Raw genomic sequence first — 14,306 nt, forward strand, 5'->3', positions numbered from 1 at the left:
TCATTCACCCACTCGCAGGATGGAGCCGAGAGACCGGCGGCCGCCGATCATGGCGTGGAGGTAGGCGCCGGCGATGGCCATGGCGGAGAGCCCGGCGGCCAGCAGGGCCGGTGTGGTGAGGCTGAGATCGTACGTGCGTACGGGCTGGTCGCCCGTGTAGACGCTGAGATCGAGGCCGGGACCGAGGGCCGAGGGAAGCGCGAGGCCGAGCAGGAGGCCCGCGCACGCCGTGAGCACGATCAGCGGGGTGATCTCCAGCACGGTCAGGCCGGCCGCCTGGCGTTCGGACAGCCCCAGTGTGCGCAGGTAGGACAGGGCCCGCGCCCGGTCGGTCGCGCCGACGACCAGGGCGATGACCACAGTGAGCAGCGCGTACACGGCCAGGGCGATCGTGACGAGGAGGAAGCTGCCGTTGATCGTGTTGGTGAGCGGTGACTTGGTCACCCGGTTGAGGGCCTCGCCGAAGGTCGACACCAGGAAGTCGGGCCTGTTCCCGGTCGCGGCCCTCAGCTTGGCGCCGTCGATGTTCTCCCCGTCGATGAGCAGCGTGTTGGTGTACGTCCGCAGTCCGGCCCGCTTGGCCGCGTCGTACGGCAGCACGATCAGGTTGCTCTCCGCGAAGGACAGGCCGGGCAGCCCCCCGGTGATCACGCCCCGCTTGACCAGCTTCATGCGGACGTGCCAGCCGATGTCGAGGGTGTCGTGGATCGCGAGGTCGGGGGAGAGCAGGGCCGGGATGGCGGGAGCGGCCACACCGGGCGCGGGGGGCGGGACGTCGAGGGGGAGGTCGGCCACGATCCGGCGGTAGGCGTCGAGGTCGATGGCGACGGCGATGGCGCTCCTGCCGCCGTACCCGATCTGTGCCGTGCCCTTGTCCGCCGGCACGATCGACCGGACACCCGGCACCTGGCGGATCTTCTCGATGACGTCGTCGGGGATCTCGGCCTGGCCGTCCACCCGGGCGTCGGCTCCGGTGGCCTGCCAGGCGGTGAGCCGCTGCGCGGAGTCCAGCGTCCCCGCGACCACGGCGCCGTAGACGGATACGGCCAGGGCGGGGAGCAGGATCAGCACGGGAAGCGCGGTGACCGACCGGGCCCGGGCCGCGAGGGTCAGCCCGACGAACGGTACGGCCGGTCGCGCGCGGGCGGCCAGCCACACGATGAGGCGCAGGGGGTAGGGGTAGCACCGCAGCGTGATCAGCGCGACCGCCACGGTCAGTGCGGCGGGTACGAGCATCAGGTACGGGTCGGCCCCCTGGGCGGCCACCTCCGTGGCGAGGCCTCGAGTCCGCAGGAGGTAGGAGCCGCCGAGCGCCAGCACGACGATCAGGAGCTCCAGAGCGGTCCTGCGGGGGGACGAGCGGCGGATCGCCACGTCGTCGCGGCGGTCCTGAAGCGGCTTGCGGTGGGTGAAGGCGAGGCGGGCGGCGGCGAAGACGATCGTGATGACCACGATGACCAGCGGGCCAAGGTGGACGATCGGGGTGACCGGCCCCGATAGCAGATAGGACAGCCCGTAGCCGACCAGAACGGCGGGCACGACGGCCAGGGCCACCGTGCCCGCACCCACCCGTACGACCTGCCCGAGCGACGCGCCACGGGCGCGGGCCAGCGCCAGGCCGGGACGCATGCGTTCGCTCAGCAGTTGCACGGCCAGCGCGATGACGCCGGTCGCCACGGTGGCCAGCCCGCCGAGGATCAGGAACATCAGCGCCTGCGCGGTCGCCAGCCGCCGCAGGAAGTCGGTCAGCAGGTCACCCAGGCCCGTGGCCAGGAAGTAGGGCGCGTACTGGGCGATTTCAGCGTAGGTGGCGAGTACGCGGCCGGCGCCCTTGTCCAGGTAGCTCTGGAAGTCGGTCACGCCCTGGATCACCGATGGCGCGTTGCGGGTATCGACGGCGGAGGGGTCGATCGCGATGACCCAGCTGTACATCAGATCCCGGTCCTGGCCGTTGAGCATGCTCAGGGAGCCGACGTCGGTCAGCCCGGTGATGCGTTGTTCCTCTATGTCCGACCCGGCCGTGCGCCGGATGCTGACCTTGAGCACGTCGAGGTTGTGGTCCCAGAAACCATGGTCGGAGGCGTCGACCGGTTCGAACACGCCGGTGACGCGGCCGAGTATGGAGCGGCTGTTGCCGAGCACCAGCGTGGTGCCGACCGGAATGCCCATCTTCTCGGCGGCGTCCTTCACCAGCGCGATGTCGAACCGCTTGACGTTCTGGAGGTCCGGGTAACCGGGGACGCGGGCGACGACGCCCGGCGGGCCGGGCGGTGTGCCCTGCACGTAGCGGACGCGCTTCTCCGTGCCCGACACCCAGCCCACGTTCACGTACTGCTGGGGCGGCCCGTCGACTCCGACCCGCCCGGCGACCGGTGTCCCGATGGTCTTGGCGGCGAAGTGGCCTTCCCTGCCCCGCCTCGTCTGGAGCACCGAGGTCACGGACGAGGGCAGGGCCTCACGCCACTCCCGGTCCTTCTTCTGAAACCCGGCCATGGAGGTCAGATGCTGCTCGGCGGCTCTCGGCTCGAGGGAGATGGTGAGGTCGGTGACGTTCGCACTGGTCACGTCGAGGATGCCGTGCAGGGCGTCGTCGTAGGAGGCCTCGAACCCCCGGGGCAGCGCGGCGATCAGGAGCGAGGCGCTCAGTGCCAGCAGCGCCAGTACGGCCACCGCGCCGCGGTGGACCCTGAGCAGGAGCAGGGGGTTCATCGGTCCTCCCCGATGCGCAGGGCCCGGCCGAGGCCTTGACGCCGGAGAGAGCGGGCCAGGCCGGCAACGATCGAGAACAGCAGGGCTCCGACCGCCGCCAGCATGGCGAGCGTCGCGGGCCAGGGGATGTCGAGCAGCACCATCGGGGTCACCAGGGCCGCCTGTCCGGTGAGCACGATGTGCGGGACCACCAGCGTCGCGACCCCGATGGCCAGCAGGGTGCCGCCCACCAGCGAGAGCAGGATCATGAAGGCCTGCTCGACGGCGAGCAGGCCGAAGATCTGGCGGAAGCTGACGCCCAGGGCCCGGAGGATGGCGAATTCGGCGACCCGCTCGCGCGCCGCCACAGCCGCGTTGACCACGAAGCCGAGCAGCGCGAAGACCAGCGCGGCGGCGAACCCCAAGATCAGCGCCCCTTGGAGGCCGCTGGCCAGAGGGTCGTCCCTCAGCTTTCGTGTCAGCGAGGTGAGGTCGACGACGGCCTGGTCCCATTCAGGATGGCGCGCCAGCGCGGCGGCCGCCGCCGTCGTGTCGCCGTCCCTGGTGGACATCCACCATTCCCCGGCGGCACGTGGGTCGCGGGCGGAGGCGACGTCCCGGGCGACGAGCGTGGGCAGGTCGGCGAGCACGGCCGGGACCCCGGCGGCGGTTCCCGGCATGGCGTCGACGATCCCGGCGACGGTGACCTGGATGGGCTGGCCGTCCAGCGTCAGGGAGGTGGTCTTGCCCTCCGCCAGTCTCCCGCGTGCCGCGATGTCAGAGGTGATCACGACAGGGAGCGTCCTGAAGATCTCCGGCCTCTCCGCGGACCCCGGTGCCGCGCCACCGGTGTCGCTCCCGCCTGGAGGCGCGCTCAGGGCGGTGTCCACCGGAGAGAAGAGGTCGATGTTCTGGATCGCGGCGGAGGCGGGGATCAGGGCGAGGTACTCAGGGTCCGCCGGGTCGCGGGGGGCGTGCTTCTTGGGCGGCGGGACCTTCAGGGTGAGCAGGGCGGGGCCGGTCGTGACCTGCTCCCTGGAGATGTAGCCCACGCCCCGCACGTGGTGACCCCACTGCAGGTCCCGCGGCAACGTGACCTGGGCGCCGGTGTCGGTGCGCGCGGACTCCACGGCCAGCTCGAAGCCGCTGCCGACGGGTGGGATCGGGATCTGCAGGGCGAAGCCCCGGATGCCGAGCGGGTGGCTGAGCCCGCCGGCCTGCCCGGCGAGCGCGGTCAGGTCCACCGACATCGGGTGCGGCTCCCCGTCGGGGACCAAGGACCCCAGGGAGACCTCGCGCTGCACGCCCAGCGCGTCGGAGAGGACCATCCGGAGCACGAGAGAGGTGTACTCCGGGCTCCGAGCAGGCGTATCGAGGCGGAGCCGCACATCGAGGTCCAGCCTCTTCGGGGTGCCGGGCATCGGGACGGTTGGCGTGTCGGGCCGTCCTGCCGCCAGGCGGGCGGCCAGCATGCTCACCGGATGGCCGGCCAAGTCGGGCCGGAGCATCAGCAGCCGCTCCAGCTTGGTCGCGTCGGTGCTGATCAGCGTGCCGTTGGTGGCGCCCAGGGAGACCTGGCCGCGGTAGACGGGGCTGATCGCGGTGACGCCCGGCAGGGCCGCGTAGACCGATCCCCTGCCGAACCGGCCGAGCTCATGTGACTCCACGGGACCGGACACACGCAGGGCGGCCCCTGCCTGGTGCCGGGCCTGGTCTGTTTGCGAGGTTCGCCAGGTGGCCGAGGTCGCCATGGAGACCACGCCGATCGCCACCGCCATCGTGAGCAGGAGGGCCGGGCCGGAGTAGCGCAGTGGGCGACGGCTGACCTGCCAGGCCCCGAGCGCCGGAGCCAGGCTGGGCCGCCGGGAGGTGAACCGGACGGCGATGGCGGACACCCGCGGCACCAGCCGCAGGCCGAGCATGCCGCCGCAGAGCAGCGCGAGCGCCGGGCCGGTCACGATGAGTGGGTCGATCCCGAGATCGCCGCTCGTGGTCGCGGTGACGGGGGCGCCGTAGTGCTGGAGCTGCCAGATCGCGAGCGCCGCCACGACCAGGAGCGCGAGGTCGCCGCCCGCTCGTTGCAGCAGGCCCTGCGCGTCGCCCCGGCCGCGCGCCGCCTGCTCCTCCACGTACGTACGGCGGGTGCCGCGCAGGGCGGGCAGCGCGAGCAGAACGGCGCAGGCCAGCGCCACGGCGGCGGAGATGGCGAAGGTGGTGGCCCCCGGCCGTGGGGTGTCGACTCCGGCGGCCTGGATCCACGGCATCGCGTTGATCAGGTCGAGGAGCCGGGGGGCCAGGACCGGGGCGACGATCGCACACGGCACGGCGATCAGCAGGGCCTCCGTGCCGGTCAGGATGGTCAGCCGGATGCTGCCCGCTCCCCGGGAGCGCAGCAGGGCCACCTCCATGCGCCGGTGGTCGGCGAGCAGCCGCGCGGTCAGGACCAGCGCGTACGCGGCGAGCAGCAGCAGTTGCAGCACCGGGACGAGCATGGTGGACCTGGCGACCAGAGCCGCCTGGTCGAGCTGGGTCAGCATCTCGGGCAGACGGCTGAAGGTCTGGCAGGTGGGGCAGTCGCGCTTGAGCGTGTCGCCGAAACCCTGCACCGCGGTGGCGAAGGGCCGCAGCCGGTCCTGGGTGAGAGCGCGCAGGTCGGGTACGGCGGTCCAGTTGGCGGTGATGATCGTGCCACTGCCGGTGAACCTCGCGAGGAAGGTCTCGCCCGGCACCATCATGGGGCCGTAGGTCGTGTAGTCACCGCGTTCCACGCCCCGGCGGAGCAGCTCCTCACCGCTCCAGCGTTCGGAGTAGGGGTCGTTGAGCTGGAAGACGCCTGTCAGCTTCGCGCGGACGGTCTTGTGGTCGAGGCGTCCCACCATGCTGAACTCGTCACCGACGCTCAGGTTCATCGCCAGCGCCGCGGGCTGTGAGAGAGCGACCTCGACGGTGCCCTTGGCCGACTGGCCTGGCCAGGCGCCCTGCAGGAGCCGTGACCGGATTTCGAGGCCCTCGTAGGTCGCGAACCGCGTGAGCTCGGGGCGCTCTCGCCGCTCCTGTCCCGGAAGGGCGTAGGAGTCGGATCGGGCGCTGAGGGTGGTGGCATACGGCACGGGCGGGCCGCCGGAGCTTCCGGCGAGACCGGCCAACCCGGTCCGCACGGCCTTCGTGATCCGGTCGAACGTGCTCTGGCTGACCGGTGTGGTGATCGCCATCGCGGTGGTGCGGGAGGAGACCGTCTCCATGGCGCGTCGCACGCCGATGTCGGCGACCGAGGAGGCGTACATTGCGAGTGCCACGAGCGTGGTGGTCGCGAGGAGGATGGAGCCGAAGGCCGCGAGGAGCAGCAGTGGTTCGCTGAACGCACGCCGCAGCACCAGAGGTGTCCGCCCCCGCATGACCTGCCTCCCGCTGCCCTAACCCGTTTCGCACACCTTAGTTACGGTTCCGGGGGAGGGAAGAGGGCGGAAAGCACGGTGATACACCCGATATTCAGCGGAAACTACCATGTGATATCAAAATCATGACATATCAGGAAACCGGTGGCCTGAGCCGGAGGCGAGCACGGATGTTCGACCGTAGGCGGGCATGCCAAAACGCCGCATCCGTTGGCAGATACGGCGTTGTGGAAGAGCCTTGAGCGAGCCTACTTGGCGGGCTCGAGGGCGGCGACGCGCTTGGCGATCGCCGACTTGCGGTTCGCCGCCTGGTTCTTGTGGATGACGCCCTTGCTGACGGCCTTGTCGAGCTGACGCGAGGCGGTGCGCATGAGAACGGCCGCCTCCTCCACGTTGCCCTGCTCAGCGGCCTCGCGGAACTTGCGGACCGCCGTCTTCAGGGACGACTTGACAGCCTTGTTACGCAGCCGGGCCTTTTCGTTCTGCCGGTTGCGCTTGATCTGGGACTTGATGTTCGCCACGAAGAAGCCTCGGTGAAAGTCGATTGGATGGGGCGCGCGGGCAGAGAGGGCGCGCCACACGCAGTTGAACAGAGTACCAACATGCCAGGTCCACCCTCAAATCGGAGACCATGGCACACGTCTGCCCCCTTATCTTAGCGCAGTGCCGAGCTTGTTGGTCTTGGTGCCCGGTAAACTGGTGGCGAGCGCGGCACCGCACGCCGGCGAGGCGAGGTGGCACACCTCGTCCGGGCGAGTGTGCGGGCGCAATCGCCGCGCCGATCTGCTGTCCAGGTGAGGCGTTCGGGTGACCACCCGGGCGTGCCACCATGGTTAGCGGCTGCCCTGCCAGCCTTCTGATCGTCGTCAACCCTGCCGAAACGGACCCCGGTGCGCATCCAGCCTGGCCAGACCGACCCCGCGTTGATCCGCAACTTCTGCATCATCGCGCACATCGACCACGGCAAGTCAACGCTTGCCGACCGGATGCTGCAGTTCACCGGTGTGGTCGACGCCCGGCAGATGCGAGCGCAGTATCTCGACCGCATGGACATCGAGCGCGAGCGCGGCATCACGATCAAGTCGCAGGCGGTCCGGCTGCCGTGGGACGGTCATGTGCTCAACATGATCGACACGCCCGGCCACGTCGACTTCACCTACGAGGTGTCCCGGTCCCTTGAGGCCTGTGAGGGCGCGGTCCTGCTGGTCGACGCCGCCCAGGGCATCGAGGCGCAGACGCTGGCCAACCTTTACCTGGCCATGAGCGCCGACCTGCACATCATCCCGGTGCTCAACAAGATCGACCTGCCCGCCGCCCAGCCCGAGAAGTACGCCGAGGAGCTCGCGGGCCTCATCGGGTGCGACCCCTCCGACGTGCTCAGGGTGTCCGGCAAGACCGGTGAGGGCGTCAAGGATCTGCTCGACCACGTCGTGCAGAACGTCCCCGCCCCTGTCGGCGACGCCGACGCCCCCGCGCGGGCACTGATCTTCGACTCGGTGTACGACACCTACCGGGGCGTCGTCACCTACGTCCGGGTGATCGACGGACGGCTCTCCAAGCGCGAGCGCACGATCATGATGTCCACCGGCGCGGCGCACGAGACCCTGGAGCTCGGCGTCATCTCGCCGGAGCCGGTGCCGTCCATGTCGCTCGGCGTCGGCGAGGTGGGCTACCTCATCACGGGCGTGAAGGACGTGCGGCAGGCGCGTGTCGGCGACACGGTCACCACGACCGCGCGCCCGGCGCAGGAGGCCCTCGGCGGCTACGACCACCCGAGGCCGATGGTGTACTCCGGCCTCTACCCGATCGACGGCGACGACTATCCCGAGCTGCGCGAGGCTCTCGACAAGCTGCGGCTGAACGACGCGGCGCTGGTGTACGAGCCGGAGACCTCCGCCGCACTCGGGTTCGGCTTCCGCTGCGGCTTCCTCGGCCTGCTGCACATGGAGATCGTCCGTGAGCGGCTGGAGCGCGAGTTCGGCCTCTCGCTGATCTCCACCGCGCCCAACGTCATCTACCGGGTGATCATGGAGGACGGCAAGGAGCTCGTCGTCACCAACCCCTCGGAGTTCCCGGCCGGCAAGATCGCCGAGATCTACGAGCCGGTGGTGAAGGCGACGCTGCTCTCGCCCTCCGACCACATCGGCGCGATCATGGAGCTCTGCCAGGGCCGGCGTGGCGCGCTGCTCGGGATGGAGTACCTCTCCGAGGACCGCGTGGAGATCCGCTACACGCTGCCGCTCGGCGAGATCATCTTCGACTTCTTCGACCAGCTCAAGTCCCGCACCCGCGGGTACGCCTCGCTCGACTACGAGCCGTCGGGCGAGCAGGACGCCGACCTCGTCAAGGTCGACATCCTCCTCCAGGGCGAGGCCGTCGACGCGTTCAGCGCGATCGTGCACCGCGAGAAGGCCTACGCGTACGGCGTCGAGATGGCCAAGAAGCTCAAGGACCTCATTCCCCGCCAGCAGTTCGAGGTGCCGATCCAGGCGGCCATCGGCGCCCGCGTGATCGCCCGCGAGAACATCCGCGCCATCCGCAAGGACGTGCTCGCCAAGTGCTACGGCGGTGACATCAGCCGTAAGCGCAAGCTGCTGGAGAAGCAGAAGGAAGGCAAGAAGCGCATGAAGATGGTCGGCCGGGTCGAGGTCCCGCAGGAGGCCTTCGTCGCCGCGCTGTCCACCGAGGCCCCCGCCGCCGACAAGGCCAAGAAGTAGCACCCCGGTCCTCCGCCGTCACGGGCCCGTCCGAGGCACAGGGCCGGGAGCGGCAGACTGGAGACGTGCCTTCCGTACTTCTCGACGGCGATGCCGTGCCCGCGTCGGGCGAGCTGCCCGCGAGCGCCCATGAGGGCCTCGGCACGCGGCAGTTCGGCTTCTACGTCCATGTGCCGTTCTGCGTCACCCGCTGCGGATACTGCGACTTCAACACCTACACCGCCACAGAGCTTGGTCCCGGCGCCTCCCGCGCCGACTACGCCGACACGGCGATCGAGGAGATCCGCCTGGCGCGCAGGGTGCTCGGGGACGCCGAGTTGCCGGTGGAGACCGTCTTCTTCGGCGGTGGCACGCCGACCCTGCTGCCCGCCGATGACCTCGTCAGGATCCTCCGGGCGGTGGACGCGGAGTTCGGACTGGCGCCGGGCGCCGAGGTCACCACCGAGGCCAACCCCGAATCCGTCGACCCCGCCTACCTCCACAGGCTGCGGAGCGGTGGGTTCAACCGCGTCAGCTTCGGCATGCAGAGCGCCAAGGAGCACGTGCTCACCGTCCTCGACCGGCGCCACACCGCCGGCCGCCCGGCGCAGGCCGTACGAGAGGCGCACGACGCGGGGTTCGCGCACGTCAACCTCGACCTGATCTACAGCACGCCGGGCGAGTCCGACGACGACTGGCGGGACTCCCTCGCGGCGGCGATCGAGGCGGGTCCCGATCACGTGTCGGCCTACTCGCTGATCGTGGAGGACGGCACCCGGCTGGCCGCGCGGATCCGCAGGGGCGAGCTGCCCATGCCCGACGACGACGTGGCCGCCGACCGCTACGTCATCGCCGACACGATGCTGGCGGCGGCGGGGTTCGGCTGGTACGAGGTGTCCAACTGGGCCACCTCCGTGGCGGCCCGGTGCCGCCACAACCTGCTCTACTGGACCGGGGGCGACTGGTGGGGCGTCGGCCCGGGCGCGCACGGCCACGTTGGCGGCACCCGCTGGTGGAACGTCAAGCATCCCGCGGCCTACGCCTCGCGGCTGGCCACGGGATCCTCGCCGGCTCACGCGCGTGAAGTGCTGGCGGAGGGCGACCGGCAGGTCGAGCGCCTGATGCTGGAGCTCCGGCTCGACTCGGGTTACCCGCTCGCCGAGATCGGCCCGCACGCCCGTACGGCCGTCGCCCGAGCGCTCGGAGACGGGCTGCTGGAGCCGGAGCCCTTCACGACCGGCCGGGCGGTGCTGACCCTCAAGGGACGCCTGCTCGCCGACGCCCTGGTCCGCGATCTGACCTGACCCGCGCCCGTGGTCAGCTGACGAAGCGGATGTTCATCGGGTAGCGATAGTTCTCTCCCCGGTTCGCGGCCACCGAAGCCATGATCATCATGATCAGAGAGCCGATCCACACCACGAACATCAGCAGGAAGCCGATGATCACGAAGGCCAGCACGGTGCACACCACATAGGCGATGAACAGGGTGATCTGGAAGTTCAACGCCTCGGCCGCCTGGTCGCGGACGTAGGGCGACTCGTCTTTCTTGACGAGATAGATGATCAGCGGGCCCACGAACGAGGTGAGCAGGCCCAGCAGGTGGGCCAGCATCGACATCGTCGTGTCGTCGGACCCGGGACGGGGTCCGTACCTCCCCGGCACGTGCGGCTCGGGCGGGCGCCCCATCGGCCCGTAGCCCTGGTGCCCGTACCCGGGTTGCCCGTACCCGGGTTGCTCGTAGCCCTGGTGGCCGTACCCGGGCTGGCCGTAGCCCTGCTGTCCGTAGCCCTGTTGTCCGTATCCGGGTTGCCCGTAGCCAGGTTGCCCGTAGCCAGGTTGCTCGTAGCCCTGTTGCCCGTACCCGGGTTGCTCGTAGCCCTGGTGGCCATAGCCCTGCTGGCCGTAGCCCTGTTGTCCATACCCGGGTCGTCCATGGCCGGGCTGCCCGTACGCAGGCGGTCCGTCATGCCCCCGGTCGTCCGGAAGGTCGTCGGGGCGGCGATCTTGCGGGGTCTCGCTCATGCTTCCTCTTCCATCGTCACAAAGTCGATCAGCTCCTCGACGCGGCCGAGAAGCTCCGGCTCCAGATCGGTGAAGGTCCCGACGGAGCCGAGGATGCGGCGCCAGGCGTCCGCAGGTTCCAGCCGCCACCCGAGGGCCTCGATCACGCCTTCCTTCCACGGAACCCCGCGCGGCACCACGGGCCAGGCGGGGATGCCCACGACCGAGGGCTTCACCGCCTGCCAGATGTCCACGAAGGGATGCCCGGTGATGAGCACATGAGGTGAGGACACCTGGGCCGCGATGCGGCTCTCCTTGGAGCCGGGGACCAGATGGTCCACCAGCACCCCAAGGCGCCGCCCCGGGCCGGGCCCGAACTCGGCGACGATCGCCGGGAGGTCGTCGACGCCTTCCAGGTATTCGACGACCACGCCCTCAACGCGCAGGTCGTGGCCCCAGATCTTCTCCACCAGGGACGCGTCGTGCACGCCCTCGACGTAGATGCGGCTCTCCCTGGCCACACGCGCCCGCAGTCCGCTCACGGCGACGGAGCCCGACGCGCTGCGTGCCGGGCCCCGCGGGGCGGCCGGAGCCGGGCGGACGAGCGTCACGGGCTTGCCGTCGAGGAGGAACCCGGCGGGCGCGAGCGGGAACACCCGCCGCTGCCCGAAGCGATCCTCCAGCGTGACGGCCTCCTTGTCACAGACCACCACGGCGCCGCAGAAGCCTCCCGGATCCTCAACCACCAGGCCGGGCTCGGCGGGGACCTTCGGGATCTTCCCGCGTAGCGGTCTCCGCCAGTTCCCTGCCAGCACGTCGCGTCCGTAGTCCCGCATACCTCGGCACGCTAGCAAAGGTCACGCTCTGGGCGGCGCGCCCTGCTGCGGGCCGCCATCGTAGGGAACGGCCACCGGCCGCTTGCGGGCACGGGGCCGTACGGGGCAGGGGAACCGTAGGGGGCGCCGGGAGCGGGACCGTAGGGGCCGCCGGGAGGGGAGCCGTATTCAGGGGTGCCGTAGGAACGGGAACCGCCAGCGGGCGCGCCTCCGGACCGCGGGCCTGGCGGGGGAGCATGCTCACCGGGGGAGTGGGGACGCGGCGGCCGGGTGGTCGCGTCGTTTACCGGGGGGGTCGTTCTCACTCGTGGGTCCGAGTGTGGTGGAGCCGCCTTGCCGCTGGATAGCAGGTGGCTCGCCGCTGAGCGGGTGAGGTCGTAGGGGCGAGTTATCGCACCCCGTCGGCGAGAGCCGTACACTTGGCACTCGGGAACACTGAGTGCCAGACCAGGCGTTTACGCAGGCACGAACGCAGGCAGGAGGTGAGCACGTTGCTCGATGAGCGTAAGCTCGCAGTTCTGCGCGCCGTTGTCGAAGATTACGTGTCCACCAACGAGCCGGTCGGGTCGAAGGCGTTGGCGGAGCGGCACAATCTGGGCGTCTCTCCGGCCACCGTTCGCAACGACATGGCAGTGCTCGAGGAGCAGGGCTACATCACGCAGCCGCACACCAGCGCGGGTCGCGTGCCCACCGACAAGGGCTACCGGTTGTTCGTCGACCGGCTGTCCCAGATCAAGCCGCTGTCCGGTGCGGAGCGCCGGGCGATCGAAACCTTCTTGGCGGGCGCCGTCGATCTCGACGACGTCGTGACCCGCACGGTGAGGCTGCTGGCGCAGTTGACCCGGCAGGTCGCCGTGGTGCAGTATCCTTCGCTGATCCGTTCCACGGTGCGGCACGTCGAGCTCGTGCCGCTGGCGGAGCGGCGGATCATGCTGGTGCTGATCACCAACACCGGCCGGGTCGAGCAGCGAGTGGTCGACCTTCCCGATGTCGTGGAGGACGACCAGATCGCGCATCTGCGGGCGGTGCTCAACGCCTGCCTCGACGGATGCCGGCTCACCCGAGTGCCGGACACGGTGGCCGACCTGCAGGAGCGGCTTCCCGAGGAAGACCGCCCGGTGGCGAGCACGATCCTTTCCGTGCTGCTGGACACCCTGGTCGAGCGGCACGACGAGAAGATCGTCTTTGCCGGTGCGGCCAACCTCGCGGGCGACTTCAGCGTCGGCCTGCGAGAGGTCCTCGAGGCGCTGGAGGAGCAGGTCGTGCTGATGCGGCTGCTCGGTGAGGCGAGCGACTCCGCCGCGCTCACGGTCCGCATCGGCTCGGAGAATCCCTACTCCGGGCTTCACGGCACCTCGATCGTCGCGGCCGGATACGGTTCGGGCGACAATGAACTGGCTCGGCTCGGAGTGCTGGGCCCGACGCGAATGGATTATCCGGTGACGATGGGAGCTGTGCGCGCAGTGGCACGCTATGTCGGCCAGATCCTGGCGGGGTCCTAGGTGGCCCGCGACTATTACGGCATTCTCGGGGTCCGCCGTGACGCCGGCCAAGACGAGATCAAGAAGGCCTATCGCCGCCTCGCGCGCGAGCTCCACCCCGATGTGAATCCCGACCCGGAGACGCAGGAGCGCTTCAAGGAGATCAATCAGGCGTACGAGGTCCTGTCGGACCCGAACAAGCGCCAGATGTTCGATCTCGGAGCCGACCCCTTCGGCGGGGCGGCGGGAGCGGGAGCCGGTGCCGCGGGTTTCGGCGCGGGTTTCCCGTTCAGCGACATCATGGACGCCTTCTTCGGTGGCGGCGGCGGGTCTCGCGGGCCCAGGTCCCGGGCCAGGCGCGGACGCAACGCGACGATCCGGGTCGAGCTCGACCTGTCGGAGTCGGCGTTCGGCACCACGCGCGAGCTGGTGGTCGACACCGCCGTGCTGTGCGAGGTGTGCCAGGGCTCCGGCGCCGCGTCCGGCACCCATCCCGACACCTGCGACATGTGCCACGGCCGTGGCGAGATCTCGCAGGTCACCCGGTCGTTCCTCGGCCAGGTCATGACCGCGCGGCCCTGCCCCCAGTGCGGCGGGTTCGGCTCGATCATCCTGCATCCCTGCCAGGAGTGCTCCGGTGACGGACGGGTACGCACCCGCCGCACCATCAAGGTGCGCATCCCGGCCGGCGTCGAGGACGGCACGCACATCCAGCTCGCCGGTGAGGGCGAGGTCGGGCCCGGTGGTGGCCCGCCCGGAGACCTGTTCCTGGAGATCGTCGAGCGGCCTCATGAGATCTTCGAGCGGCGCGGCGACGACCTGCACTGCACGGTCCAGATCCCGATGACGGCGGCGGCTCTGGGCACGATCCTGACCGTGGAGACGCTCGACGGGGCCGAGGAGATCGACGTACGGCCCGGCACCCAGGCGGGGCACGTCATCCCCCTGTACGGCCGGGGCATCCAGCGCCTCAACGAGACCGGCCGTGGCGACCTGCTGATCCACGTGAACGTGGAGACGCCGAACCGCCTCGACGCCGCCCAGGAGGAGCTGCTCAAGGAGCTGTCCAGGCTGCGCGGTGAGGAGCGCCCGCCGGGCAAGTTCGCCCCCGGGCAGCAGGGCTTCTTCTCCCGGCTCAAGGACGCTTTCAACGGGCGATGAGAGCGATGGGTTTCGTCCCCGTGGCGCGGGACCGTGCCCGCGCCCCTG

General features: G+C 70.2%; 9 protein-coding genes. 4 read left to right on the forward strand and 5 right to left on the reverse strand.

All coding sequences use genetic code 11. From position 1 onward, the window contains the following. The 3 genes from ABD810_RS17560 to rpsT all read right to left on the reverse strand — a co-directional run bounded on the left by ABD810_RS17560 (position 1) and on the right by rpsT (position 6,604). Positions 1–2,709, reverse strand: a complete 2,709-nt coding sequence (locus ABD810_RS17560) for an FtsX-like permease family protein (protein WP_344940697.1) — start codon at positions 2,707–2,709, stop codon at positions 1–3. Further along, a complete protein-coding gene (locus ABD810_RS17565) occupies positions 2,706–6,083 on the reverse strand; it encodes an FtsX-like permease family protein (RefSeq protein ID WP_344940700.1) in 3,378 nt (1,125 codons plus the stop codon). Before ABD810_RS17565 ends, ABD810_RS17560 begins: the two co-directional genes overlap by 4 nt. Before the next feature lie 248 nt (positions 6,084–6,331). Beyond that, positions 6,332–6,604 carry a 30S ribosomal protein S20 gene (gene rpsT, locus ABD810_RS17570; RefSeq protein ID WP_344940703.1) on the reverse strand — a complete coding sequence of 91 codons (273 nt, stop codon included), beginning with the start codon at positions 6,602–6,604 and terminating at the stop codon, positions 6,332–6,334. A gap of 369 nt (positions 6,605–6,973) precedes the next feature. On the opposite strand from rpsT, the gene lepA reads away from it, so the two are divergent. Continuing rightward, positions 6,974–8,800, forward strand: a complete 1,827-nt coding sequence (lepA, locus tag ABD810_RS17575; RefSeq protein WP_344940706.1) for a translation elongation factor 4 — start codon at positions 6,974–6,976, stop codon at positions 8,798–8,800. Positions 8,801–8,865: 65 nt separating this feature from the next. After that, positions 8,866–10,083 carry a radical SAM family heme chaperone HemW gene (gene hemW, locus ABD810_RS17580; RefSeq protein WP_344940709.1) on the forward strand — a complete coding sequence of 406 codons (1,218 nt, stop codon included), beginning with the start codon at positions 8,866–8,868 and terminating at the stop codon, positions 10,081–10,083. A gap of 13 nt (positions 10,084–10,096) precedes the next feature. On the opposite strand, the gene ABD810_RS17585 is transcribed toward hemW, so the two are convergent. Then, on the reverse strand, positions 10,097–10,801 hold the full coding sequence (locus tag ABD810_RS17585) for a DUF4870 domain-containing protein (RefSeq protein ID WP_344940712.1): 705 nt from the start codon (positions 10,799–10,801) through the stop codon (positions 10,097–10,099). Next, on the reverse strand, positions 10,798–11,616 hold the full coding sequence (locus tag ABD810_RS17590; RefSeq protein WP_344940715.1) for a DUF3097 domain-containing protein: 819 nt from the start codon (positions 11,614–11,616) through the stop codon (positions 10,798–10,800). Before ABD810_RS17590 ends, ABD810_RS17585 begins: the two co-directional genes overlap by 4 nt. 491 nt (positions 11,617–12,107) lie before the next feature. Here ABD810_RS17590 and hrcA point away from each other — a divergent pair, with 491 nt between their 5' ends. Beyond that, positions 12,108–13,118: a heat-inducible transcriptional repressor HrcA gene (hrcA, locus tag ABD810_RS17595; RefSeq protein ID WP_344940718.1), complete on the forward strand. Its 1,011-nt coding sequence runs from the start codon at positions 12,108–12,110 to the stop codon at positions 13,116–13,118. Then, positions 13,119–14,258, forward strand: a complete 1,140-nt coding sequence (gene dnaJ, locus ABD810_RS17600; protein WP_344940721.1) for a molecular chaperone DnaJ — start codon at positions 13,119–13,121, stop codon at positions 14,256–14,258. Positions 14,259–14,306 lie beyond the last annotated feature (48 nt).

Source organism: Sphaerisporangium flaviroseum, assembly GCF_039537005.1.
Taxonomy (GTDB): domain Bacteria; phylum Actinomycetota; class Actinomycetes; order Streptosporangiales; family Streptosporangiaceae; genus Sphaerisporangium; species Sphaerisporangium flaviroseum.